Genomic DNA, 24,512 nt, shown 5'->3' with positions numbered 1-24,512 from the left:
AGCGTTGTCTGCTTTTAGTAGGTTACAAATATAATTCTTTTATCCATAAAATTAGTTCTCCATCTTCAAAATCCATGATTGGGGTATAAATATCCGTAAATCGTCTACATCCGGGGTGGATGATTCCCAGTAACTTTGTAATCGGTAATTTAATACTGAAATTCGAACTATCATAAGTTATCAAGATGAAAAAGTTACTGATTGCTTTTCTATTGTTTGCTGCCGCTATTTCGGCCAGCATCATTAAACCGGTTGAGCGGTTTGCCACCGAAAATAATAAAGTACGGTTGTCTCGCATAACAGTCGATTCGGCACGACTGGAAGAATATAATGCTTATCTGAAGGAAGAAATCGAAGCCTCAATGCGATTAGAACCAGGTGTGCTGGTACTCTATGCCGTAGCGGAGAAAGAACGTCCCCACCATGTGACAATTCTTGAAATTTATGTTGATGAAGCAGCTTATAAAAGCCATATTGCTACGCCTCATTTTCAGAAATATAAAAAAGAAACGCTTGATATGGTGCAGTCGCTCGAACTGGTAGATACCACTCCACTCATTCCTGGGCTGAAGATTAAGTAAATTGAATCAGTAATATTGGTTTCTATATCCGTAATTTGTATCATAAAGAGTTGGAACAGAATAGCTAACTTTGCATTATCAGAGAGTTCATAAATAATAAACCATACGTAGTTATATGAGAAAATTGTTTTTTATTATTGTAACAGCCATCGGAATGATGCAAATCCCGATGCAATCTATAAATGCACAGAATATGAAAAAAGAAGAAGTACCTCAAAACATCAGCGCATTTCCGGTAGGAAAAGCGAATACAGGATTCGAACAATATTTCACGGGTAGATCTTGGCTGGCACCGCTGACTGGTAACAAAGACTTGAATGTACCCATGTCCAACGTTACTTTTGAGCCTGGCTGCCGGAATAATTGGCACAGCCATACGGGTGGACAACTCCTGATTGCCGTCGGCGGTGTGGGATATTATCAGGAACGTGGTAAAGCGGCGCGCCGTTTACTTCCCGGTGATGTGGTTGAAATTGCTCCGAACATCGAACATTGGCATGGCGCCGCTCCCGATAGTTGGTTCTCACATCTGGCTATCGGATGCAATCCGCAGACCAACCAGAATACATGGTTGGAACGAGTGGATGACCAACAGTATGCCGAAGCAACGAAAGGTAACGTAGCAATCGGACTGCAAGCTACCGATCCTGAATTGGACGATATATTTAGTAATTTTACAAAAGAAGTGCAAGAATACGGTGCACTGGACATTAAAACCCGTCTTATGGTAACATTGGCATCCAATATTGCTTCACAAGCGCAGGCCGAATACCGCATCACACTCGAAAGCGCACTTAATGAAGGCATTGCTCCGATAGAAATAAAAGAAATCCTTTACCAGTCAGTAGCCTATGCGGGCATGGCTAAGGTCAGAGATTTTATCGGTATCACCAATGATATATTGCTCGCCCGTGGCGTGCGTCTTCCTTTGGAAGGACAATCGGTTGTATCATCCGAAACACGTTTCAATAAGGGACTGGAATTGCAGAAATCCATATTTGGTGAACGGATAGAACAGATGCATAAGAACGCTCCCGACAATCAGAAGCACATCCAACGTTACCTCTCCGCCAACTGTTTCGGCGACTATCAGACACGTAGCGGACTGAATGTAAAGACCCGCGAACTGATTACATTCTCGATACTTGTTTCTTTAGGCGGCTGTGAATCGCAGGTAAAAAGTCACATACAGGGAAATGCCAACGTAGGGAATAATAAAGATACGTTGCTGGCAGTCGTAACGCAACTCTTGCCATTTATTGGTTATCCGCGCACACTCAATGCCATAGCCTGTCTGAACGAAGTGATTCCGGAAAAGTAATAAAGACATTGATGCATCCCCAAAGATAACGATTAAAATCTATCCGGGACTTGACAAACGCTTTTTAATGTTATATATTTGTAGTCCGGGAAAGTATGAAACGAATGAATACTGAATGAAAAAACAGACGGAATATGGATATGAAATGGATGGAAAATAGTATAATATTACAACGAACTTAGCTCATTCCCTTAGCTTATACTAGGGGATAAGGCAACAGATATAGCCCAAAGGCTGCGAACTTTACAGAGTTCGCAGCCTTTTTTGTAACCTATTATTGAATATATTTTTGCAAATTCAGGTTTTAAAGTTTATAATAAACAGGGGGGACGTTTATAATAAACGGTCACAGTATTTATTAATAACGCTCTTTATGTTTATGTGGTAGGTTGTTATCTTTTTTGTATAACCTTTCTCTAAAGGATAGAAACTTGTGTGGTTGTGATAATAATAATTGATATATTGACTGGGTAATTTAATTTTATAAAATATAGTTTCTCCACTATTCTTGTTATTGTTACTCTATGTTATCTATCAGCTTTGTTTTGAAATGCACTTTGAATACCTGTTTTTATCTGTCGGAAACTTTGCAGGACGAGATAATAAAACCTCATATTTGATGATCAATTCACTGCAAGATTTGTTATCTTTGCAAAGGTTTCATTTATAAAGAGAAGAAGTTATGGATATCATGGACCGTTTGAAAGGGCCTCGGCGCAATCTGCCTATCGGGATACAAAGTTTTGAGAGACTTCGTCGCGACGGCTATTTGTATGTTGACAAAACAGCATTTGTCTACGAACTTGCCTCAACGGGCAATCCGTATTTCCTTAGCCGTCCGCGTCGTTTTGGCAAAAGTCTGCTGCTTTCTACACTGGAAGCGTATTTCTGTGGAAAGAAAGAGCTTTTTGAAGGACTTGCCATTGAGCAGCTCGAAACAGAATGGAACGAACACGCTGTACTGCATCTTGACCTTAATGCCGAGGATTACTCTGAAATAGAAGGATTGAGAAACGGACTTGAATTGCAGCTTCGTAGTTGGGAAAAAGTCTATGGAACCAGTGAGGAAGGTTTGAGTTATTCCGGTCGTTTCATGCAAGTCATTAAAGAAGCTTATCGACAAACAGGTCGTGGCGTAGTTGTTCTTATTGACGAGTACGACAAACCGCTGCTTCGCTCCATGCATAATCCGGAATTACAAGACAAGTTCCGCGAAATGCTCACCGCTTTTTATACTGTACTGAAATCAGCAGACCCCTGGTTGCGCTTCGTCTTTATCACCGGAGTGACCAAATTTGCTCAAATGGGTATATTCAGCACTCTCAACCAACTGATCGATATCAGCTTCGACCCGCAATACAATGCTCTTTGTGGTATGACCCGCCCGGAAATTGAAGCCAATTTCGTCCCGGAACTGGAACGGTTGGCAGAAAGGAACGGTTTGACAAAAGAAGATTGTATGGCATACCTTACTCGTATGTATGACGGATATCATTTCAACTATGTCCGTAAGGAAGGTATGTACAATCCGTTCAGCATACTGAATGTGCTTAGGAGCGGGATGTTTGAGAATTACTGGTTTGCCAGCGGAACACCCACTTTCCTTGCCGAAATGCTGAAGAAGACCCATTATGATTTGCGTGAACTGGACGGATTGGAAGTAACTGCCGCCTCTCTTACCGACGACCGTGCTGACGTAAACAACCCTGTGCCAATGATTTATCAAAGCGGCTATCTGACCATTAAAGGATATGATACAGAACTGCGTCTCTACAAGCTGGGTTACCCCAATGATGAGGTGAAGTATGGCTTTCTTAATTTTATCACTCCGTTTTATACCTCGTTGGATGAATCGAAAGCCCCCTTTTATATCGGACAGTTTGTAAAAGAACTAAGGGCAGGAGATGTTGAGGTTTTCCTCACCCGCCTTCGTGCGTTCTTTGCCGATTTCCCCTACGAACTGAATGATAAGACAGAGCGTCACTATCAAGTGGTATTCTATCTTGTTTTTAAACTACTGGGGCAGTTTATTAACGCCGAAGTGCAAAGTGCCCTGGGACGTGCTGACGCTGTGGTGAAAACAGCAAATGCTGTTTATGTCTTCGAATTTAAGCTAAACGGTACCGCAGAAGAAGCATTGGCGCAGATTGATAATCGCGGCTATCTCATACCTTATACTACTAATGGTTGCCGTATAGTGAAAATAGGTGCAGAGTTCAGTAAGGAAGAACGCAATTTGAGTCGATGGTTAGTAGAGGAAGAAGGATAGTAGGGAATTGATAATAAAAGTATAGTATATAATTTCAAACCCCAAAAGTAACGCCCAAACGGTAAAACGGCATCCGTTTGAGCGTTTTTTTTAGAAATCTTTTTGGAAGGATGAGGAAGGAAACGATAGCTTATCTCTTCCATTATTCCGTTCTCTATGTGATATATACGTTGATTTTAATGTTTCCTTTGACAACTTTCGGTCGATGTTCTATTTTTCATATTTTAGATTGTTCGAAAATGTAATAGATGTTAATTGGCTACCAGGCTTGCGAACTAATTTTTGATATGATATGTTGTTTAAAGTGAATAACGAATTAAAAATGAACTAGAAAGTTAGACATGGACAAATAAAACATTTCTAATGATTTAGCAGATAAAACATTACATTTTAAAACTTATGATTATGAGAAAATCGATTATTTTATTAGCCTTGATATTGGGTGGCGTTACAGCAAATGCCCAATCAGTTGTAGAAGGTACAAAAGTAACAGACAATTGGTCTGTGGAAGTCAATGCCGGTGCAATCACTCCCCTTACTCACAGTGCTTTCTTTAAAAGTATGCGTCCTGCTTTTGGAGTGGGAGTTTCCAAGCAATTAACTCCTATCTTCGGTTTGGGATTCCAAGGAATGGGATACATTAATACTACTCCGAGTAAAACATCTTTCGATGCTTCCGACGTCAGCGTATTGGGTAAAGTCAACCTGATGAACCTGTTTGCAGGTTACAAAGGCGAACCCCGTTTGTTTGAAGTGGAAGCCGTTGCAGGAATGGGCTGGTTACATTATTATGTGAATGGTGATGGAGATCAGAACACTTGGTCTACCCGTTTGGGATTGAATTTCAACTTCAACTTGGGCGAAAGCAAAGCATGGACATTGGGTATCAAACCTGCCATTGTATATGATATGCAAGGCACTTACCCCGAAACAAAGAGCCGTTTCAATGCCAATAACGCAGGTTTCGAATTGACAGCCGGATTGACATATCACTTTAAGACAAGTAACGGAACACATCATTTTGCAAAAGTGAGAGTGTACAACCAAGCTGAAATTGACGGATTGAACTCTTCCATCAATGCGCTTCGTTCGGAAGTGAACAACAAAGACGGTCAGATCAGCAACGCCAACCAGCGCATCAACGGACTGCAAGAAGAACTTGAAGCCTGCCGTACAAAGGTTGTTCCGGTAGAGACTGTAGTGAAAACCGCCCGTGTGCCCGAATCTATCATTACTTTCAGACAAGGTAAATCATCGGTTGACGCTTCCCAACTTCCTAACGTGGAACGTGTAGCTTCATACATGAAGAAATATCCTGACTCAAAAGTAGTTATTAAAGGATACGCTTCTCCGGAAGGTAGTGTGGAGGTCAACGCAAGAATCGCTGCTGCACGTGCAGAGGCTGTAAAAACTATCCTTGTTAATAAATACAAGATTAGTGCATCCCGCATCACTGCCGAAGGTCAGGGCGTAGGCGACATGTTTACCGAACCGGATTGGAACCGTGTAAGTATATGTACGATTGAAGATTAAACAGATAGATTACATAAATAGAATAATGAAGGCTGCCCAAAAGGCAGCCTTTGTTGTATGTACTGGTTTTATAGATAAGCGGCTAATTTTTTGAATATCCTGAAAGATTAGTAAACAGATTTCTTTGTACATTACATAAAATAGCTATTTTTGCAAGTATTGTTCATGCGCGTTCTGTGTTGAGTGTGCAAATATCAACCATTAAAAACTGTATTATGAAGAGAGTATTCGTTTTTCAAGATTTTAAATCGCAGAAATTCTGGAGTATAGAGGTAGTCGGGACAGATGTTACTGTAAATTATGGTAAGCTGGGGACTGCCGGACAAACACAAGTGAAAAACTACGCAACTACTGAAGAGGCTGAGAAGGCTGCCAACAAACTGATTGCAGAGAAGACAAAGAAAGGTTATGTGGAAACTGCCGAAGAAACAGCACGTGAAATGAAAGTGGAAGCTAAGAAATATACATTGAGTTATGATGAGTATGAAAACGATGTGAAGCTTTTGGATAAGATATTGAAAGACAAGCATCTCTCTGAATATAAGCAAATAACGATTGGCTGTTGGGATTATGAAGGTGATGACTGTTCGGCTTTGTTACAAGGTCTCATTGAAAATAAGGACAAGTTTGCGCAGATAGAAGGCCTGTTCTGGGGGGATATTGAACAGGAAGAACAGGAGATCTCATGGATTGAACAAGCCGACCTTAGTCCGCTGCTCGATAGTATGCCTAAATTGAAGGATCTGAAAATAAAAGGAACAAACAATCTGCGCTTGGGAAAAACTTCACGTCCGGAGTTGCGGTCGCTGGAAATAATCAGTGGTGGTATGCCTACTGAAGTGGTAGAGGACATTCTTGCTTCTGACTTTCCCAATCTGGAAAAACTGATTCTATATGTTGGTGTGGAAGATTACGGATTTGAAGGTGATATTGAGATCTTCCGTCCGCTTTTCTCCAAAGAGCGTTTCCCGAAGCTGACCTATCTGGGGCTTGTTAACTCTGAAGAACAGGACAGCATTGTAGAAATGTTCCTGGAATCGGATATTCTACCTCAACTTGAAACCATGGATATTTCGGCCGGTACTCTGAAAGATGAAGGTGCACAGTTGTTGCTGGATAATATGGATAAAATCGCTCACTTGAAGTTTATCAATATGCGCTATAATTATTTGAGCAAGGACATGAAGAAACAGTTGCAGAACCTTCCTATGAAAATAGACATTGCCGAAACCGAAGAGGCGGATGAATATGATGGTGAATTGTGGTATTACCCGATGATTACAGAATAGGAGATGCAGATAATCGTTGTCAGCAACTCTTTATCCAAACGTATAGAATACTTTGTTGAAGCAGGTAAGCACTTGCAGACAGAAGTTTGTTTTATGACTTATGAGGAACTTTTTAGCTGCTTGCCGCTATTGCGGCAGGCAGTTATCAAACTGGAACCCTGTGTAAGTGATGAAACTGATTTCCTGAAATATGCGCTGTTGAATCAGGCATATAAGGAGACATTGCAACGTTTGAGCGAGATGAGCCTGCCTGATGATGTGTGCTTTTTAAATACTCCTGATGCTTTGTTGCGTGCTCTTGATAAAAAGGAAACAAAAGAAGTCCTGATGGACAAAGGGCTGAAAGTGACTCCGATGTTACCGTCTCCACACTCTTTCGATGAGTTACGGCAGCTTCTTGCCGATTGTGGTAGAGGATGCTTTTTAAAACCCCGTTATGGTTCGGGTGCGGGAGGCATTATGGCGATTCGTTATCAGCCCAACCGGAATAAGTGGATAGTCTATACTACGCTGCGGCAAGTGGACGGAGTGATTCATAATACCAAACGAATCAATCGTTTGAGCGTGGAAAAAGAGATAATCCCGTTGGCAGAAGCTGTGATACAAACAGAAGCTATCCTCGAAGAATGGATTCCTAAAGCACAATTGCAAGGAGAAAATTACGACCTTCGGGTAGTGTGCCGGGAGTCTGAAATAGATTATATCGTTGTGAGATGCAGCAAAGGAAGCATAACGAATTTACACCTGAACAACAAGGCGCATTGGTGGAATGAATTGTCTCTATCCGAAGAGGTACGGCAACAAATCTATTTTCAATGTCAGGAAGCTGTGCAATCCTTGGATTTGCGTTATGCAGGAGTAGATGTATTGATAGAAAGAGGGACGGATATTCCTTATATAATAGAAGTCAACGGACAAGGAGACCATGTTTATCAGGATATGTTTGCTCATAATTCTATTTATACTCAACAAATAAAAAACATAAAAAAGAAATATAACCATGCAAATAGATGAACTGCCGGCTGGCGAACAGACCCGTCATCCGGATCTGGATATGAATCAGGTGGTGGGTACTCATGATATATTGATGCTTTGCTTTGACACCTTGCGGTATGATGTCAGCAAAGAGGAAGAAGCGGCCGGAAGAACGCCTGTACTGAACAGCCATGGAGGAGAATGGGAGAAAAGACATGCTCCGGGAAATTTCACTTACCCGTCTCATTTTGCCATCTTTGCCGGATTTCTGCCTTCTCCGGCAGAACCTCATTCGTTGCGTAGCCGTAACTGGTTGTTTTTCCCCGTGCAAGCGGGTACAGGACGTATTCCGCCCAAAGGAAGTTATCCATTTACAGAAGCGACTTTTGTGCAGAGTCTTGCCCATACAGGCTATGAAACGATTTGTATAGGTGGCGTAAATTTCTTTAGCAAGCGTAATGAGCTGGGGCGTGTATTCCCCGGTTACTTTACTAAAAGTTATTGGCTGCCTACCTTTGGATGCACAGCACCCGATAGTACTGAAAAACAGATTGATTTTGCATTGAAAAAACTAGAAAATTATCCGGACGACAAACGGATCTTTATGTATATCAATTTTTCTGCTATCCATTATCCGAACTGTCATTATGTGGAGGGTAAAATGAAAGATGATAAAGAATCACATGCGGCTGCCCTGCAATATATTGACAGTCAGTTACCTCGTTTGTTTCAGGCTTTTCAGAAACGGAGCAATACGCTGGTGATTGCTCTTTCCGATCATGGCACTTGTTATGGTGAAGATGGGTATGAATACCATTGCATATCTCACGAAACGGTTTATACAGTCCCTTACAAACACTTTATTTTAACGAAACAATGAATCAACCGCTACCACGATATGTAGACTATATGTATAGCTATCCACATAAAACTGCCTATCGTCCTTTTCCATCTCCGGTTTCGCTGCTTCCTTACCTGGAACAGGTGGAAGGGCAGAAGGCATCACTCTATTTTCATATTCCTTTTTGTAGTCATAAATGTGGATATTGTAACCTGTTTTCTCTACAAACCAATCGTGCGGATTATATCGCAACTTATTTGGAAACCCTTCATAAGCAGGCACAACAATTGTCACCTCTCACCACCGGACTGATCTTTGACAGTTTCGCCATTGGAGGAGGTACACCGTTGCTTCTCACCGTTTCCCAACTGGAATACTTATTGGAGACGGCTGCCCTGTTCGGAGTGCATCCCTCACATGCTTTTACTTCCATAGAAACATCACCGGAGTATGCTGATCCTGCCCGTTTGGCATGGTTGAAACAAGCCGGAGTGGCTCGTATAAGTATCGGTATACAAAGTTTTCTCAACGAAGAGTTAACCGCTTTGAAAAGACGTCCCCGGCAAGACACGATCAATCAGGCGTTGGAAACTATCCGGAAGATGGAATTTCCTTTTTTTAATATCGACTTGATTTACGGAATCAAAGGACAAACAGTGGATAGTTTTCTCTATTCTTTAGAGCAGGCTCTTCTGTTTCAGCCTAACGAACTCTTTATCTATCCGTTATATGTGCGACAGGGAACAGCTATCACGGAGCGGGAATCTGATGATGTCTGTTTCCGGATGTATTGTGCCGCCCGTGATCTGTTGAAAGACAGAGGCTTTCTACAAACTTCGATGCGGCGTTTTATTCATCATCCGTCTACTGATGCGGAAATTTCCTGTGGAGATGAAGTGATGCTTTCGTGTGGTTCCGGCGGACGTAGTTACTTGGGTAATTTGCATTATGCCACCCGGTATACTGTTTGTCAGCGCTATATTGCCGAAGAGATAGATGACTATATGGGCACTACTGATTTTACAGTAGCTCGCAATGGATTTATTCTCTCTCAAGAAGAACGAAGGCAACGTTTCATCATTAAAAATCTGATGTATTATATGGGGCTTGATAAAGCCGAATATGAGCGTCGTTTTGGCGAATCACCGGATGATATTCCATTATTCCGGCAACTGGCAGAACGGCAATGGATAGAAAATACAGATGACCGCATTTGTCTTACTTCCGAAGGAATAGGATATTCTGATTATATTGGTCAGTTGTTCATTACTCCTGAAATAAGAGGGCTGATGGAAACTTATTCTTATTGAACGAAATGAAAATGAAAAACGAGGGGGATTTACTTTCCATCAAGCGTATCTATTATCGCGGTAAATTGAATAGCTGCAATTATACCTGCTCTTACTGTCCTTTCGGCAAAAAGTCACATCTGACAGCCACTACGCAGGATGAACAGGCGTGGAACCGTTTTATTACGGCTATTGAACAATGGAAAGGGGGACCGTTGCAGTTATTTATTATTCCTTACGGTGAAGCATTGATACATCGTTATTATCGGAAAGGGATCATTCATTTAGCGGCGTTGCCACAAGTGGCTGGAATTTCCTGTCAGACTAATCTTTCTTTTTCTGCTGATGAATGGCTGGACGAATTTCCGGCTACACCGACATTGATAAGTAAGATAAAAATTTGGGCCAGCTTTCATCCGGAAATGACTTCAGTAGAAAGTTTTGTCCGGCGACTTCATACACTTTATAATGCAGGAATACAGGTCTGTGCCGGAGCGGTAGGCAATCCGATGGCAAAAAGCGTACTTAGTGATTTGCGAAATGCTCTTTTGCCGGATATTTATTTGTTTATTAATGCTATGCAAGGTTTGAAGTCTCCGTTAAGCATAGAAGATATTCGTTTCTTTACGCAACTGGATAACCTTTTTGAATATGATTTAAAAAACGCTTCGGCTCAATGGACTATCTGTTCGGGAGGGAGAAGTAGTTGTTTTATTGATTGGAAAGGAGATATCTTTGCTTGTCCCCGAAGTCAGGTGAAGATAGGAAATTTTTATCAGAATCAAATGTTGGCCCCCTTGCTTCCTTGTCGGCGGAAGGTCTGTGACTGTTACATTGCTTTCAGTAATTTGACTAATCATCCTTTGCATCGAATAATGGGAGCAGGTGCATTTTGGCGGATCCCGGATAAGCCTTTCATTACTTCCGTGTTTTTTGATGTGGATGGAACACTTACCGATGCCCAGGGAAGGGTTTCGGAAAGTTATGCCCATGCTTTGCGGTACATAGCGCAATTTGTTCCCTTATATCTTGCTACTTCTTTATCTATGCAACAGGCGCGGAGAAAGTTAGGCAAGGCTCTTTTCAGCCTGTTTGAAGGAGGGGTGTTTGCTGATGGTGGATTACTGGTATATGGCGGGCAGAGCCGGTGTATGCCGGTTGAATTACTACTGGACATAAACGAAGAATCAGCAAAGATAACGGCGCATAGCTATGAAGGTCAAGTCTATAAATACAGCATGCTGGTTTATGATAAGGAAGAGAGAATAAATATTCTTTCTCGCTTAAAAGAGAAACCTTATCAGGTGTTTTATAAACCACCTCTTATTACGGTTATCCATAAGGAAGTTGATAAACGGAAAGGAGTGCTTCATATATGCAAGGCTTTAGCTTTTCCCCTTGACCAAGTATTGATTGTCGGAAATTCACTGAAGGATTGGGAGATGATGTCAGTGGTGTCTCATTCTTGTGCAGTGATGAACGCCGAACTACTTTTAAAAGAACGTGCCCGCTATACGCTGAATCCGGACCGATTGGCTGCTTTCTTCCGCTTCCGGGAGTAGAAAAGCGGCTGCAATAAAAGCTTCACATTGATACCTGATTGTATCATTCAAAAATAAAAATCAGTTATAATTTGGTAGTTATAAAAACAAAGCCCATATTTGCAGCCCGAAAATAGGGACAGGCATAAAAATCCTCATCGGAGGGTGCTATAATAGATAATTATAGTGCTGGATAAGATGAATGGTGTAAATCATTCGCTTGTCCGGCACTATTTTTTATTGTAACAATTTAAGATAAGAGGTAAAGTAGCGGAGAAACTATGAAAGAGTTAAATTTGACACAAGGAAGTGTTCCGAAGGTATTGCTGCAATTTGCAGTACCTTTTCTTATTGCCAATGTGCTTCAGGCACTTTATGGTGGAGCCGACTTGTTTGTTGTGGGGCAATATGATGATTCGGCAAGTGTGGCGGCTGTGGCTATCGGCAGTCAGGTGATGCAGACGATTACGAGTATTATTCTTGGCATTACGACAGGCACAACCGTGCTGATTGCTATCGCTATCGGAGCAAAAGATGACCGGAAAGTAGCTTTTACAATCGGTTCTTCCGTGTGGCTATTTTCAATCGTAGGAGTCTTGCTGACCTTGGTCATGCTGGCATTTCATGGGCAGATAACCGAACTGATGCACACGCCTGCGGAAGCGATGGCTGATACTAAAAACTATATTCTGGTATGTTCGGCTGGTATTCTGTTCATAATAGGGTATAACGTTGTATGTGGTATCCTGCGTGGATTGGGTGATTCAAAGACACCGCTTTATTTTGTAGGCTTGGCATGTATAATCAATATAGTGCTCGATTTTATACTGGTCGGCTATTTCCATTGGGGAGCTACAGGAGCGGCTATTGCTACTGTAACCGCGCAAGGCGTTAGCTTTGGAATAGCGCTTTGGTTCTTATACCGGCATGGATTCCACTTTGATTTCTCACGGAAGGATATCCGTTTGAACCGGAATCTGTCTAAAAAGATCATGGTATTGGGAGCGCCTATTGCTTTGCAAGATGCTTTAATCAATGTTTCATTTCTGATAATCACTGTCATTGTGAATCAGATGGGAGTCATTGCGTCTGCTTCTTTAGGTGTTGTTGAGAAAATCATAGTGTTTGCCATGCTGCCTCCGATGGCTATATCATCGGCTGTGGCAACCATGACTGCACAAAATTACGGGGCGGGACTTATCAAGAGAATGAATAAATGTCTTGCTTCCGGAATAGGGATTGCTCTTGTTTTCGGTGTGTCGGTTTGCGTGTATTCGCAATTCCTGCCGGAGACGCTTACCGCTTTCTTTACGAAAGATGCCGCTGTGGTGGCAATGGCAGCAGAGTACCTGCGGGGATATAGCATCGACTGTATCGTAGTCAGTTTTGTGTTCTGCATCAATTCTTATTTCAGCGGACAAGGGAACTCGTTATTCCCGATGATTCACAGTCTGATAGCTACTTTCCTGTTCCGTATACCATTGTCATACTGGTTCAGTCAGATGGATAGCTCGTCGCTGTTTATCATGGGATTTGCTCCACCCATTTCAACGGCGGTTTCATTATTGATTTGTATCTGGTATTTGCGATATACGCAAAGGAAATTATACTTGAGAGGCACATTGATGCCTGCTATGTCGAATTAGGTGTTTTTAAGTGACATATATTAACTAAAATCTATTTTGTATGGAAGCTTATTTGAAGAAACTCTGTTTTGAGTATCAGGTTGATGAAAAAGAAGTGAAAGAGCTGTTGGCTCGTATGGAAATGGTGTATCTGGATAAAGGAGAAACGATTGCATCTGCCACAATGCCCGAGCAGAGCTTGTATATTATTGTTTCCGGCATTCTGCATACATACACGACCCATGAAGGAGAGGACAGAACCATCCGGTTTTTATCTGAAGGGGATGCTGTATTGTGCTATAACTCCAGTCAGTATGCTGTAAAGGCGCTGACGAAATGTGCTGCTTATTACATCAGCGAAGAGGAGATTGAAGAGTTGTGCGCAACATCTATTTCGTTTGCCAACTTGGTTCGTCAACTGATGGAATATCAGTTCTATTTTAAAGAAGAAGAGAATATGAACGTTCGTAAACTGACGGTAAGAGAGAGGTATCTTTCTTTATTGGCAGAAATCCCAGATATTCTGTACAGGGTACCTTTGAAGTATATTACTCATTATCTGGGTGCCGATGTAACCAGTTTGGGATATATGGCTGGAAGTTCTAAATAGGAAATATAACCTGGACATCTATTTTTCTATGTATTCCTTATCAGATGGTTCATTGACTATTCAAAATTGAGTTTGAAAAGTCTTTGGATTATTTGGTAAGGAATATTATTTTTGTATTCCAAATGAAAAACTCAATACCTCGATATACTTTTTATAAGAATAAGTATGGAAGCGAACTTTTGGTCGGTGTGGTAGAACTGAAATATGTGAAGAAGTTCTTGGCTGAAAGTGCTATTCACACGTTGAATTATTATGATGTTACTTTTATAACAGAAGGTAAAGGGACGTTTTCAGTCGATAACCAAACCTATGAAGTAACCCCATGTGACGTTCTATTCTCTAAACCGGGAGAAATCCGGAACTGGGATACGCGTCATATCATCAATGGTTATGCGCTGATTTTCGAGGAAGAGTTCTTGTCTTCCCTCTTTAAAGATTCTTTGTTTGTACAGCATCTTTCGTTTTTTCAGCTGGAAAGCTTTTCATCAAGACTGCATTTGCCAGATGAGCTTTATGCCCGTATACTCCAAATTTTGCATCATATAAAGATGGAGATCGACTCGTATCAGCAAAACGATGTGCATGTATTGAGAGCGTTGCTTTATGAAGTCCTGATGTTATTGGACCGGGCTTATCTTAAAATGACTTCGATAGAGGAGGGCAGGAGCAGAGAAGCGTCTAATAATCATGTAAGTAAATTCATGAATTTGGTAAATATCCATTCGAAAGAGCAACACTCGGTTCAGTATTATGCGGATAAACTCTGCATTACTTCAAACTATTTGAATGAGATGGTAACCTCGACAATGGGGTTCAGCGCCAAACAATATATTCAGAATAAAGTGATGGATGAGGCTAAAAGACTGCTCGTTTATACAAACGTCCCTATATCGGATATTGCTTTTGAACTCTGCTTTTCAACGGTCTCCTATTTTATTCGCAGCTTCCGGCAACATACGGGAGAAACTCCATTACTTTATCGGAAAACACATAAACCGTAAAAAGTACTATTTTCCCCTTTCTTTTTATTACGCCGTTCCTCTTCTATTTCTCTACTTTCGCATCAGATAATAACTAACAATAAAAAATGAAATGATGAGAGACGCAGAAAAAACAGTAGGGAACATGATTGATAAGTTGAAAACAGCTTTTATCGGTTCTATAGACAGGGAGGGATTTCCTAATATCAAGGCAATGTTGCAGCCAAGAAAAAGGGAAGGGATAAAAACGATTTATCTGACAACGAATACTTCATCCATGCGTGTGGCGCAATACCGGGAAAACAATCATGCGTGTATTTACTTTTGTGATACAAGATTTTTTAGAGGTGCGATGCTGCGGGGTACAATGGAAGTATTGACAGACAGTGCCAGCAAAGAAATGATTTGGCAGGAGGGTGATACCATGTATTACCCGGAAGGAGTGACAGATCCCGACTATTGTGTATTGAAATTTACGGCAACTTCCGGTAGGTTTTATAGTAATTTCAAATCGGAGAGCTTTATCGTAGAATAAAACTCATAGTATATAAGAGATACTAAGAGACAGCGCTTTTATAGTCTCAATGTGCTATTTTTAAGATTGTATAAAAGAATAGCAACTTTAAAAACAATGAACCAGTGAATAAACGGCATAAAATAGGGCAATAATATGCGGAAATACAGGTCTATTTCGCATAAAACTACATACGGAATGCATCTTTTCTTGTTGGCAAAGCGTTCGTTCCTCGGTGAGGAGCGGGGTGTTCCTCGGTGTGCGTCGCTAGCTTCCTCACCGAGGAACTTGTTTGTCATCGGTGAGGAAGCTGAAACTGGTCTTTTTGAGGGTGGTTTTTCTCTAGTTTGGCATAACTGTTAGAAAGGATAGGAATAATAAAAAGAACGGTTATCTTAATATTTTATGTTGAATGGTGAATGAATAATGGAAAATAGCTGCTATTTGGATGATATATGTCCCAAATGATAATAATAAAGAACTTTCTCCCGACAGATGCCGGGCTTTTTTCTATTTTTCTTAAATCGTTATGCTATTGTCTCTCTTTCTGATTGCTTAAATATTCCTTTTTTAAGAATGGTCATTCTTTCATTCATTTTATGCTCCCGGACAGAATCCGTTTTTATAAAACAGATAACTTTCCTCTATCGCATCGGCAGTATCAGCTTCTAATGCATATAATATTTCTTTGCAAAATTCCAATTGCCCGGTTCCGTTGGCAGTTACAATATTCTCGTCTCTTACAGCTTGTTCATTGATATAGTTCGAATCGCCTGTATATTTATCCCCAGCATACTGTTTTAGATAATTGAGCGTATTGCTGGTATGCTTTACCTCATTAAGGAAACCGTGCATACCCAGAAAAACAGAAGCATTACATATTCCGGCAACTAATTTCTTTTCTTTAATAGCTTTTTCTACAAGTGGAACTATTAATTCAGCTTCAGGTGAGAACCAGTTCATACCGCCAATTAACACCAGCCCCGCATAATCTTCCGCCATATCTTTTAGCCCATAATCAGGCAGCACTCTGAATCCGCCTATTGAACTTACGGGTTCTTGAGTTATTGATAGGGTTTTCACTTTATAACTAATAGGATTTCCGGGCTTGACTCCCTGATTCAAACAGGTAGCTATATATGCGCCTTCCCAGTCGGCGAACCCTTCTAAAATTACAAATATTACTTCTTTCATATATGATTCTAATTTTTAGTGAGTACAAAGGTGTGATATTTAATTGACTTTTGTAGTAGTAATTGTGGTAAAATATCGAATAATACAATTAAAATATGATTATTCAGTTTACAATAGGAAACTTTTTATCATTCAAAGAGCAATGATGAAGGGCGTGAAGTAAAAACTATAACTTTTCCATTCAGGAAAAATGAATTGGAAGGTACAATACCTTATGGAGGAGTGCGATACGCTCGGAAAAGAAATGACTCAATTAACGGAAGATAAATTTTTGTCCGTACTGGGACTGTCAATACACAAACAGGTAAACTTGTCGTCGCAGGTTATTATGATACAAACAATAATAACAAGTATGACAAAACAGATAAGGATGAAATCTTAATCTATGATTTGAAAACCTTGAAGTTAGCTTCGAGAATATGATTTCCGGCTAGATAGCCAACTGTGTACAAAGTAGAAAAGTGAAATAAAAAAAACTCTGTAATCATTGAATTACAGAGCTTTTTCTTTGTTTCGCTTTCTTAAGAAGCGGTGCGTACGGGACTCGAACCCGTGACCCCATGCGTGACAGGCATGTATTCTAACCAACTGAACTAACGCACCAAATTTTAATTGGATTAACTCATTTCTATTCTCTTTTACTTCTTAATGAAAGAAGCGGTGCGTACGGGACTCGAACCCGTGACCCCATGCGTGACAGGCATGTATTCTAACCAACTGAACTAACGCACCAGAATTTCAATTTATTAATCTGCATCTCTCTCGATTGCGGGTGCAAAGGTAGTTGTTTTTTGTAAATCTGCAAGCGTTTTGAGAAAAGTTTTTTTCAAGAAAAAACGATAAAAATGCTTAGTGTCTCATTTTGAGTACTTTTGTAATGAAAAAAATATTGTTTTTTTTCTCTTCGGATAGTGACGCTATCCGATTGTTATAGTGACGCCATCACGATAGGATAGCGTCACTATCCGAAGTCAATAGCGTCACTATCCTGAAGTTTGTCATTCTATTCATAGAAAATAGCTCCCGATATCTTTCTATCTGTAAGAAATCACCGTTTTTATATCAACTTTCTGCTTGAATAATTCGTAATTTTGCAATAAATCGTTATTTTTGCGGACTAAAATAAGAAAGGTGGAAAATTATCCGCCTAGAATCGTTAATTAGTAAAAAGAATGATGACAACAGCCAAACTGTTATTGCACTGTCCCGACAAACCGGGAATCCTTGCGGAAGTGACAGACTTTATTACGGTAAACAAAGGAAATATTATCTATCTGGATCAATATGTAGATCATGTAGAGAACATATTCTTCATGCGTATTGAATGGGAACTGAAAGACTTTCTGGTTCCGCAGGAGAAAATTGAAGATTATTTCAGAACTCTCTACGGGCAAAAATATGAAATGGATTTTCGCCTTTATTTCTCTGATGTAAAACCACGTATGGCTATTTTCGTTTCCAAGCTGTCACACTGTCTTTTCGATATATTGGCACGATATACAGCCGGAGAATGGAATGTAGAAATACCTCTTATTATAAGTAACCATCCGGATTTGCAGCATGTAGCAGAGCGGTTCGGAATTCCTTTTTATCTGTTTCCTATCACAAAAGAGACGAAAGAAGAGCAGGAGCGTAAGGAGATGGAACTGCTTGCCAAGCATAATATTACATTTATTGTATTGGCGCGCTATATGCAGGTAATTTCCGAGCAGATGATTAATGCTTATCCGAATAAGATTATTAATATACATCACTCTTTCCTTCCTGCGTTTGTAGGAGCGAAGCCTTATCATGCGGCATTCCAGAGAGGTGTGAAGATTATCGGTGCAACCAGTCACTATGTAACGACTGAACTGGATGCAGGACCGATTATTGAACAGGACGTAGTGCGCATTACTCATAAAGACGCTATTGAAGACCTTGTAAATAAAGGAAAGGATTTGGAAAAAATCGTTCTTTCACGTGCAGTACAGAAGCACATCGAACGTAAAGTTTTGGCTTATAAAAATAAAACAGTAATATTTAGCTGATGAAAGTAGCAGTTGTAAAATACAATGCCGGCAATATTCGTTCTGTGGATTATGCTTTGAAGCGGTTGGGTGTGGAAGCGGTGATTACTGCTGATAAAGAAGAACTCCAATCGGCAGATAAAGTTATTTTCCCCGGAGTGGGAGAGGCGGAAACTACCATGAACCACTTGAAAGCAACGGGGCTGGACGAACTGATAAAAAATCTCCGTCAGCCTGTATTTGGAATTTGTCTCGGTATGCAGTTGATGTGCCGGCATTCTGAAGAAGGGGAGGTCGATTGTTTGAATATCTTTGATGTGGACGTGAAGCGTTTTGTTCCGCAGAAACATGAGGATAAAGTGCCGCACATGGGATGGAATACCATTGGAAAAACGAATAGCAAATTGTTTGAAGGATTCACCGAAGAAGAGTTTGTCTATTTTGTACATAGCTTTTATGTGCCTGTCTGTGACTTTACTGCTGCTACAACTGATTATATTCACCCGTTTAGTGCTGCATTGCATAAAGATAACTTTTATGCTACCCAGTTCCATCCGGAGAAAAGCGGTAAGACGGGAGAAAAGATTCTGACAAACTTTTTGAATCTATAATAAACTATGTTGCCGTTTATAATAAACTCCATCATAATTTATAATAAACTCGTTCATCGTTTATAATAAACTCGTTCATCGTTTATAATAAACTTTTAGCAAATAAATAATAGATGATAGAAATTATTCCAGCCATTGATATTATTGACGGAAAGTGCGTACGTCTTTCCCAGGGAGATTACGACAGTAAGAAAGTATATAACGAAAATCCGGTGGAAGTTGCCAAGGAGTTTGAAGCGAACGGTGTTCGCAGGCTTCATGTAGTAGATCTGGACGGTGCTGCTTCTCATCATGTAGTCAATTATCGGGTGTTGGAACGGATTGCTGCGCACACTTCTCTCGTTATCGATTTTGGTGGTGGAGTAAAGAGTGATGAAGATTTGAAAATTGCTTTTGAGAGTGGAGCACAGATGGTTACAGGTGGAAGCATTGCGGTGAAAGACCCGGAATTGTTCTGTCATTGGCTGGAAATATATGGCAGTGAAAAAATCATTTTGGGGGCAGATGTAAAAGATCATAAGATAGCCGTCAACGGTTGGAAAGACGAAAGTGCCTGTGAGCTTTTTCCATTTCTTGAAAATTATATGGATAAAGGTATACGCAAAGTAATCTGTACGGATATTAGCTGTGACGGAATGTTGAGTGGGCCTTCTATTGATTTATATAAGGAGATGCTGGCAAAATTCCCTGACCTCTATCTGATGGCTAGTGGCGGGGTGAGTAAGGTGGATGATATTGTTGCTTTGGATGAAGCTGGTGTTCCCGGAGTTATTTTCGGTAAGGCATTATACGAAGGACATATCACCTTAAAAGATTTGAGAATCTTTTTATAATTAGCGTACCAGAATGAAATGGCTGTTTATATTATAAATGGCTACCTTATTATAAGAGGAAACAAAGAATCAAACTTCAGGGATATAGATTATAAATTGTTGAACAATAAATAAAAGTAGGATTGTGTTAGCAAAAAGAATAGTACCTTGTCTGGATATAAAAGACGGACAAACCGTGAAAGGAACGAATTTTGTCAATTTGCGCCAAGCCGGTGATCCGGTAGAGTTAGGCCGCGCTTACAGTGAACAAGGAGCAGATGAACTTGTTTTCCTGGATATTACTGCAAGTCATGAAGGACGTAAGACTTTTACGGAATTGGTAAAACGGATTGCTGCTAATATCAATATCCCATTTACGGTAGGTGGCGGAATCAACGAATTAAGTGATGTGGACCGCCTGTTGAATGCAGGGGCGGATAAGATCTCTATCAATTCTTCCGCTATCCGTAATCCTCAATTGATTGACGAGATTGCAAAGAATTTCGGTTCGCAGGTTTGTGTGTTGGCAGTAGATGCCAAACAAGCCGAAAATGGTTGGAAATGTTACTTGAATGGAGGACGTATCGAAACAGATAAAGACCTGTTCGAGTGGACAAAAGAGGCCCAGGAACGCGGAGCAGGAGAGATTCTCTTCACAAGCATGAATCACGATGGTGTAAAGGCCGGTTATGCAAATGATGCACTTGCCGCTTTGGCGGATCAGCTTTCCATTCCTATCATTGCTTCGGGAGGTGCGGGCTGTAAAGAGCATTTCCGCGATGTCTTTTCACAAGGAAAGGCAGATGCTGCATTGGCTGCCAGCGTTTTTCACTTCGGAGAAATTAAAATTCCCGAATTAAAATCGTATCTTTGTGGCGAAGGAATTACCACTAGGTAATTGCTGCGTAGCAAAAATTAGCCTTTAGGCTGCGGCGAAGGAATTACCATCAGGGGGTGAGGCACCCCGGCCGGGTTTCCATGCTGATGAATAATCTATTTAGATAAATAGAATAAGATATTTGCAAAAAAAACTCCATAGGCGAATAGATCATAATTGTAAATTGGAATAGTAATTAGAACTTATATAAAAATGGAATTGGATTTCGATAAAATGAACGGACTCGTTCCGGCTATCATACAGGACAACGAGACACGTAAAGTCTTGATGCTGGGCTTCATGAATAAAGAAGCTTATGATAAAACGGTAGAAACCGGAAAAGTTACATTCTTTAGCCGTACCAAGAATCGTTTGTGGACAAAAGGTGAAGAAAGCGGTAACTTCCTTCATGTGGTATCTATAAAGGCCGATTGCGACAATGATACACTACTGATTCAGGTAAACCCGGTAGGTCCCGTGTGCCATACTGGTACAGATACTTGTTGGGGTGAGAAAAACGAAGAACCGGTTATGTTCCTGAAAGCATTGCAAGATTTCATTGACAAACGTCATGAAGAAATGCCCGAAGGCTCTTATACTACCAGTCTGTTTGAGTCGGGAATCAATAAAATAGCTCAAAAAGTAGGTGAAGAAGCTGTAGAAACAGTAATCGAAGCAACAAACGGTACTGACGAACGTTTGATTTACGAAGGAGCCGACCTTATTTATCACATGATTGTATTGCTTACTTCAAAAGGCTATCGTCTCGAAGACCTTGCACGTGAATTGCAGGAAAGACACAGCAGTACATGGAAGAAGCATTAAACAATTAAAATTTAATAATTAAAAATTAAAACGGGAGTCAGTATGGATGACGAGGCGTTGATTCAATATAAGAACGTAGAAATCCATCAACAGGAACTCTGTGTATTAAGCGATGTAAATCTGGAGCTGCACAAAGGAGAGTTCGTCTATTTGATCGGAAAAGTAGGCTCGGGAAAAACGAGTTTGCTCAAGACTCTGTATGGCGAACTGGACGTAATTGACGGTGAAGCGGAAGTGTTGGGTTATAACATGCGTTCTATCAAACGTAAGCATATCCCGCAACTGCGTCGGAAATTAGGCATTGTCTTTCAGGATTTTCAGTTGCTCACAGACCGTACTGTATACAATAATCTGGAATTTGTACTTCGTGCCACAGGCTGGAAAAACAAACAGGAAATCCAAGATCGTATTGAAGAAGTGCTTCAGCTGGTGGGAATGTCCAACAAAGGTTATAAGCTCCCGAACGAGCTTTCCGGTGGCGAGCAACAGCGCATTGTGATTGCACGTGCCGTACTCAATTCTCCTGCTATTATTCTAGCGGATGAACCGACCGGAAATCTGGACGTAGAGACCGGTAAGGCCATTGTAGAATTGTTGCACAATATCTGTGAATCCGGTTCATCCGTAGTGATGACGACGCACAATTTGCAATTGCTGAAAGAGTATCCGGGCAGGGTATATCGTTGCGCCGACCATCAGATTGTAGATGTGACAGCCGAATACATGCCCAGACAGAGAACAATAGAAATAGATTTAAATATAGATAACTAAAACAGTAACGAAAATGAAAGTTTTAAAGTTTGGAGGAACTTCCGTAGGTTCTGCTCAGCGCATGAAGGAAGTAGCCAAATTGATTACCGATGGTGAACAGAAGATTGTTGTTCTTTCTGCTATGTCAGGAACAACAAACACATTGGTGGAAATTTCGGACTATCTGTATAAGAAGAATCCGGAGGGTGCCAACGAGATTATCAATAAGCTGGAAGCAAAATATAAACAGCACATTGATGAACTTTTTGCAACCCAGGAATATAAACAGAAAGGTCTTGAAGTTGTCAAATCCCACTTCGACTACATCCGCTCCTATACTAAAGACCTTTTCACTTTGTTCGAAGAGAAAGTGGTTTTGGCACAGGGAGAGCTTATTTCTACGGCAATGGTAAACTTCTACCTGCAGGAATGTGGCGTGAAGTCTGTGTTGCTTCCGGCTTTGGAATTCATGCGTACTGACAAGAACGCAGAACCGGATCCTGTATATATTAAGGATAAATTGCGCGCACAGCTCGATCTCTATCCGGATACAGAAATCTACATTACACAAGGTTTCATCTGCCGCAATGCTTACGGTGAGATAGACAATCTGCAACGTGGTGGTAGTGACTATACTGCTTCTCTGATTGGAGCCGCAGTAAACGCTTCTGAAATCCAGATTTGGACAGATATCGACGGTATGCATAATAACGACCCGCGTATTGTTGACAAGACCGCTCCGGTGCGTCAACTTCACTTCGAAGAAGCAGCCGAGTTGGCTTACTTCGGTGCAAAAATCCTGCACCCTACCTGCATCCAGCCTGCTAAATATGCCAATATCCCTGTTCGTCTGTTGAACACAATGGATCCGGAAGCTCCGGGCACACTGATTTCCAACGACACGGAAAAAGGTAAAATCAAGGCAGTAGCTGCAAAAGAAAACATTACTGCGATCAAGATCAAATCCAGCCGTATGTTATTGGCTCACGGTTTCCTGCGTAAGGTATTCGAAATCTTCGAAAGCTATCAGACGTCTATCGACATGATCTGTACTTCAGAGGTAGGTGTATCTGTAACAATCGATAACACGAAGCATCTTAACGAGATTCTGGATGACTTGAAGAAATACGGAACTGTAACCGTTGATAAAGAGATGTGTATCATCTGCGTTGTAGGTGACCTTGAATGGGAAAATGTCGGTTTTGAAGCGAAAGCTCTTGATGCGATGCGGAATATACCGGTGCGAATGATCTCGTTCGGAGGAAGTAACTACAATATTTCCTTCCTCATTCGGGAGTGCGATAAGAAAGTAGCTTTACAGTCGTTGAGCGATATGCTTTTCAACGACAAATAAATCCACAAATAACACGAGCGCTTTTACCGAACTGATAAAAGCGCTCTTTTTTAACCAACTAAACAAGTTTTTCGAATTATGAAGGGAATATTTCCAATCGATAAATTCCGCACTTTGCAGACACCTTTCTATTATTACGATACCAAAGTGCTGCGTGATACATTGTCGGCTATTAACCAGGAGGTTGCCAAATATCCTAATTATTCAGTGCATTACGCTGTTAAAGCCAATGCCAACCCGAAAGTACTTACCATTATCCGTGAGAGCGGAATGGGAGCCGATTGTGTGAGCGGCGGAGAAATCCGTGCCGCTATCCGTGCCGGATTCCCTGCCGATAAAGTTGTTTTCGCAGGAGTCGGCAAAGCAGATTGGGAAATCAATCTCGGACTGGAGTATGGCATCTTCTGTTTCAATGTCGAGTCTATCCCCGAACTGGAAGTAATCAATGAATTGGCTGCTGCTCAAAATAAGATTGCTAATGTTGCTTTCCGTATCAATCCCGATGTCGGCGCACATACACATGCCAATATAACTACCGGTTTGGCAGAAAACAAATTCGGTATCAGTATGCAGGACATGGACAAGGTGATAGACGTAGCACAAGAGATGAAAAACGTAAAGTTTATCGGTCTTCACTTCCATATTGGCTCGCAGATTCTGGATATGGGTGATTTTGTAGCCCTCTGCAATCGTGTCAATGAGTTGCAGGACA

General features: G+C 40.9%; 21 protein-coding genes, 2 tRNA genes and 1 pseudogene. 21 read left to right on the top strand and 3 right to left on the bottom strand.

Annotated elements, in window-relative coordinates; genetic code table 11:
- Nucleotides 1–185: 185 nt before the first annotated feature.
- The 13 genes from BXY_RS20980 (at nt 186) to BXY_RS20920 (ending at nt 15,389) form a co-directional block, all read left to right on the top strand.
- The gene (locus tag BXY_RS20980) at nt 186–581 is read left to right on the top strand and encodes a putative quinol monooxygenase (RefSeq protein ID WP_015532895.1); all 396 of its coding nucleotides are present in this window, start codon (nt 186–188) and stop codon (nt 579–581) included.
- A 115-nt stretch (nt 582–696) separates the two neighbouring features.
- Nucleotides 697–1,902 carry a cupin domain-containing carboxymuconolactone decarboxylase family protein gene (locus BXY_RS20975; RefSeq protein ID WP_015532894.1) on the top strand — a complete coding sequence of 402 codons (1,206 nt, stop codon included), beginning with the start codon at nt 697–699 and terminating at the stop codon, nt 1,900–1,902.
- A gap of 682 nt (nt 1,903–2,584) precedes the next feature.
- Nucleotides 2,585–4,171, top strand: coding sequence for an ATP-binding protein (locus tag BXY_RS20970; protein WP_015532893.1), 1,587 nt, complete (start codon nt 2,585–2,587; stop codon nt 4,169–4,171).
- A 399-nt stretch (nt 4,172–4,570) separates the two neighbouring features.
- Nucleotides 4,571–5,704 (top strand): OmpA family protein, encoded by a 1,134-nt coding sequence (locus BXY_RS20965; RefSeq protein ID WP_015532892.1) that lies wholly within the window; start codon nt 4,571–4,573, stop codon nt 5,702–5,704.
- Between the two features lie 215 nt (nt 5,705–5,919).
- Nucleotides 5,920–6,993, top strand: a complete 1,074-nt coding sequence (locus BXY_RS20960) for an STM4015 family protein (RefSeq protein WP_008020250.1) — start codon at nt 5,920–5,922, stop codon at nt 6,991–6,993.
- A 3-nt stretch (nt 6,994–6,996) separates the two neighbouring features.
- The gene (locus BXY_RS20955) at nt 6,997–8,007 is read left to right on the top strand and encodes an STM4014 family protein (protein ID WP_015532891.1); all 1,011 of its coding nucleotides are present in this window, start codon (nt 6,997–6,999) and stop codon (nt 8,005–8,007) included.
- Nucleotides 7,994–8,848, top strand: coding sequence for an STM4013/SEN3800 family hydrolase (locus BXY_RS20950; RefSeq protein ID WP_015532890.1), 855 nt, complete (start codon nt 7,994–7,996; stop codon nt 8,846–8,848). Before BXY_RS20955 ends, BXY_RS20950 begins: the two co-directional genes overlap by 14 nt.
- Nucleotides 8,845–10,119 (top strand): STM4012 family radical SAM protein, encoded by a 1,275-nt coding sequence (locus BXY_RS20945; protein WP_208946885.1) that lies wholly within the window; start codon nt 8,845–8,847, stop codon nt 10,117–10,119. Before BXY_RS20950 ends, BXY_RS20945 begins: the two co-directional genes overlap by 4 nt.
- A gap of 11 nt (nt 10,120–10,130) precedes the next feature.
- Nucleotides 10,131–11,660: an STM4011 family radical SAM protein gene (locus tag BXY_RS20940; protein ID WP_134993538.1), complete on the top strand. Its 1,530-nt coding sequence runs from the start codon at nt 10,131–10,133 to the stop codon at nt 11,658–11,660.
- 260 nt (nt 11,661–11,920) lie between these two features.
- The gene (locus tag BXY_RS20935) at nt 11,921–13,285 is read left to right on the top strand and encodes an MATE family efflux transporter (RefSeq protein ID WP_015532888.1); all 1,365 of its coding nucleotides are present in this window, start codon (nt 11,921–11,923) and stop codon (nt 13,283–13,285) included.
- Nucleotides 13,286–13,325: 40 nt separating this feature from the next.
- Entirely contained in the window at nt 13,326–13,874 is a 549-nt protein-coding gene (locus BXY_RS20930) for a Crp/Fnr family transcriptional regulator (protein ID WP_009039845.1), read from the top strand.
- A gap of 122 nt (nt 13,875–13,996) precedes the next feature.
- Complete coding sequence (locus BXY_RS20925) at nt 13,997–14,875, top strand: AraC family transcriptional regulator (protein ID WP_015532887.1); 879 nt, start codon at nt 13,997–13,999, stop codon at nt 14,873–14,875.
- A gap of 91 nt (nt 14,876–14,966) precedes the next feature.
- Nucleotides 14,967–15,389 (top strand): pyridoxamine 5'-phosphate oxidase family protein, encoded by a 423-nt coding sequence (locus tag BXY_RS20920; RefSeq protein WP_004317738.1) that lies wholly within the window; start codon nt 14,967–14,969, stop codon nt 15,387–15,389.
- A gap of 576 nt (nt 15,390–15,965) precedes the next feature.
- Here the strand turns inward: BXY_RS20920 and BXY_RS20915 are convergent.
- From BXY_RS20915 to BXY_RS20905, 3 genes are all read right to left on the bottom strand, one after another.
- Nucleotides 15,966–16,562 carry a type 1 glutamine amidotransferase family protein gene (locus BXY_RS20915; RefSeq protein ID WP_004317740.1) on the bottom strand — a complete coding sequence of 199 codons (597 nt, stop codon included), beginning with the start codon at nt 16,560–16,562 and terminating at the stop codon, nt 15,966–15,968.
- Nucleotides 16,563–17,091: 529 nt separating this feature from the next.
- Nucleotides 17,092–17,165, bottom strand: a tRNA-Asp gene (locus BXY_RS20910).
- Nucleotides 17,166–17,220: 55 nt separating this feature from the next.
- Nucleotides 17,221–17,294 (bottom strand) — tRNA-Asp (locus BXY_RS20905).
- A gap of 440 nt (nt 17,295–17,734) precedes the next feature.
- On the opposite strand from BXY_RS20905, the gene purU reads away from it, so the two are divergent.
- The 8 genes and pseudogenes from purU to BXY_RS20865 form a co-directional block, all read left to right on the top strand.
- Nucleotides 17,735–18,592, top strand: coding sequence for a formyltetrahydrofolate deformylase (purU, locus tag BXY_RS20900; protein ID WP_008771204.1), 858 nt, complete (start codon nt 17,735–17,737; stop codon nt 18,590–18,592).
- Nucleotides 18,592–19,182 (top strand): imidazole glycerol phosphate synthase subunit HisH, encoded by a 591-nt coding sequence (gene hisH / locus BXY_RS20895; protein ID WP_015532885.1) that lies wholly within the window; start codon nt 18,592–18,594, stop codon nt 19,180–19,182. The genes purU and hisH overlap by 1 nt, the downstream gene beginning before the upstream one ends.
- A 113-nt stretch (nt 19,183–19,295) precedes the next feature.
- Nucleotides 19,296–20,015, top strand: coding sequence for a 1-(5-phosphoribosyl)-5-[(5-phosphoribosylamino)methylideneamino]imidazole-4-carboxamide isomerase (gene hisA / locus BXY_RS20890; protein WP_004313663.1), 720 nt, complete (start codon nt 19,296–19,298; stop codon nt 20,013–20,015).
- A gap of 124 nt (nt 20,016–20,139) precedes the next feature.
- Nucleotides 20,140–20,892, top strand: coding sequence for an imidazole glycerol phosphate synthase subunit HisF (gene hisF, locus BXY_RS20885; RefSeq protein ID WP_008643433.1), 753 nt, complete (start codon nt 20,140–20,142; stop codon nt 20,890–20,892).
- 192 nt (nt 20,893–21,084) lie between these two features.
- Complete coding sequence (gene hisIE, locus BXY_RS20880) at nt 21,085–21,696, top strand: bifunctional phosphoribosyl-AMP cyclohydrolase/phosphoribosyl-ATP diphosphatase HisIE (RefSeq protein WP_004313661.1); 612 nt, start codon at nt 21,085–21,087, stop codon at nt 21,694–21,696.
- 42 nt (nt 21,697–21,738) lie between these two features.
- Entirely contained in the window at nt 21,739–22,467 is a 729-nt protein-coding gene (locus tag BXY_RS20875; RefSeq protein ID WP_004313660.1) for a cell division ATP-binding protein FtsE, read from the top strand.
- Nucleotides 22,468–22,480: 13 nt separating this feature from the next.
- Entirely contained in the window at nt 22,481–23,800 is a 1,320-nt protein-coding gene (locus BXY_RS20870; RefSeq protein WP_004313659.1) for an aspartate kinase, read from the top strand.
- Nucleotides 23,801–23,878: 78 nt separating this feature from the next.
- Nucleotides 23,879–24,512 (top strand): annotated as a pseudogene (locus BXY_RS20865) (diaminopimelate decarboxylase); the annotation flags it as partial.

This window comes from Bacteroides xylanisolvens XB1A, assembly GCF_000210075.1.
In the GTDB taxonomy this organism is placed as follows: domain Bacteria; phylum Bacteroidota; class Bacteroidia; order Bacteroidales; family Bacteroidaceae; genus Bacteroides; species Bacteroides xylanisolvens.
This window is presented reverse-complemented; position numbering and strand designations above follow the sequence as displayed.

Coding starts and splice junctions, on each gene's coding strand:
- BXY_RS20935 (WP_015532888.1), top strand. CDS start 11,921: ATGAAAGAGTTAAATTTGACACAAGGAAGTGTTCCGAAGGTATTGCTG.
- hisH (WP_015532885.1), top strand. CDS start 18,592: ATGAAAGTAGCAGTTGTAAAATACAATGCCGGCAATATTCGTTCTGTG.
- BXY_RS20940 (WP_134993538.1), top strand. CDS start 10,131: ATGAAAAACGAGGGGGATTTACTTTCCATCAAGCGTATCTATTATCGC.
- BXY_RS20875 (WP_004313660.1), top strand. CDS start 21,739: ATGGATGACGAGGCGTTGATTCAATATAAGAACGTAGAAATCCATCAA.
- BXY_RS20870 (WP_004313659.1), top strand. CDS start 22,481: ATGAAAGTTTTAAAGTTTGGAGGAACTTCCGTAGGTTCTGCTCAGCGC.
- BXY_RS20945 (WP_208946885.1), top strand. CDS start 8,845: ATGAATCAACCGCTACCACGATATGTAGACTATATGTATAGCTATCCA.
- BXY_RS20930 (WP_009039845.1), top strand. CDS start 13,326: ATGGAAGCTTATTTGAAGAAACTCTGTTTTGAGTATCAGGTTGATGAA.
- BXY_RS20915 (WP_004317740.1), bottom strand. CDS start 16,562: ATGAAAGAAGTAATATTTGTAATTTTAGAAGGGTTCGCCGACTGGGAA.
- BXY_RS20975 (WP_015532894.1), top strand. CDS start 697: ATGAGAAAATTGTTTTTTATTATTGTAACAGCCATCGGAATGATGCAA.
- BXY_RS20920 (WP_004317738.1), top strand. CDS start 14,967: ATGATGAGAGACGCAGAAAAAACAGTAGGGAACATGATTGATAAGTTG.
- BXY_RS20925 (WP_015532887.1), top strand. CDS start 13,997: ATGAAAAACTCAATACCTCGATATACTTTTTATAAGAATAAGTATGGA.
- BXY_RS20955 (WP_015532891.1), top strand. CDS start 6,997: ATGCAGATAATCGTTGTCAGCAACTCTTTATCCAAACGTATAGAATAC.
- BXY_RS20950 (WP_015532890.1), top strand. CDS start 7,994: ATGCAAATAGATGAACTGCCGGCTGGCGAACAGACCCGTCATCCGGAT.
- hisIE (WP_004313661.1), top strand. CDS start 21,085: ATGGAATTGGATTTCGATAAAATGAACGGACTCGTTCCGGCTATCATA.
- hisA (WP_004313663.1), top strand. CDS start 19,296: ATGATAGAAATTATTCCAGCCATTGATATTATTGACGGAAAGTGCGTA.
- purU (WP_008771204.1), top strand. CDS start 17,735: ATGATGACAACAGCCAAACTGTTATTGCACTGTCCCGACAAACCGGGA.
- BXY_RS20960 (WP_008020250.1), top strand. CDS start 5,920: ATGAAGAGAGTATTCGTTTTTCAAGATTTTAAATCGCAGAAATTCTGG.
- BXY_RS20980 (WP_015532895.1), top strand. CDS start 186: ATGAAAAAGTTACTGATTGCTTTTCTATTGTTTGCTGCCGCTATTTCG.
- BXY_RS20970 (WP_015532893.1), top strand. CDS start 2,585: ATGGATATCATGGACCGTTTGAAAGGGCCTCGGCGCAATCTGCCTATC.
- BXY_RS20965 (WP_015532892.1), top strand. CDS start 4,571: ATGATTATGAGAAAATCGATTATTTTATTAGCCTTGATATTGGGTGGC.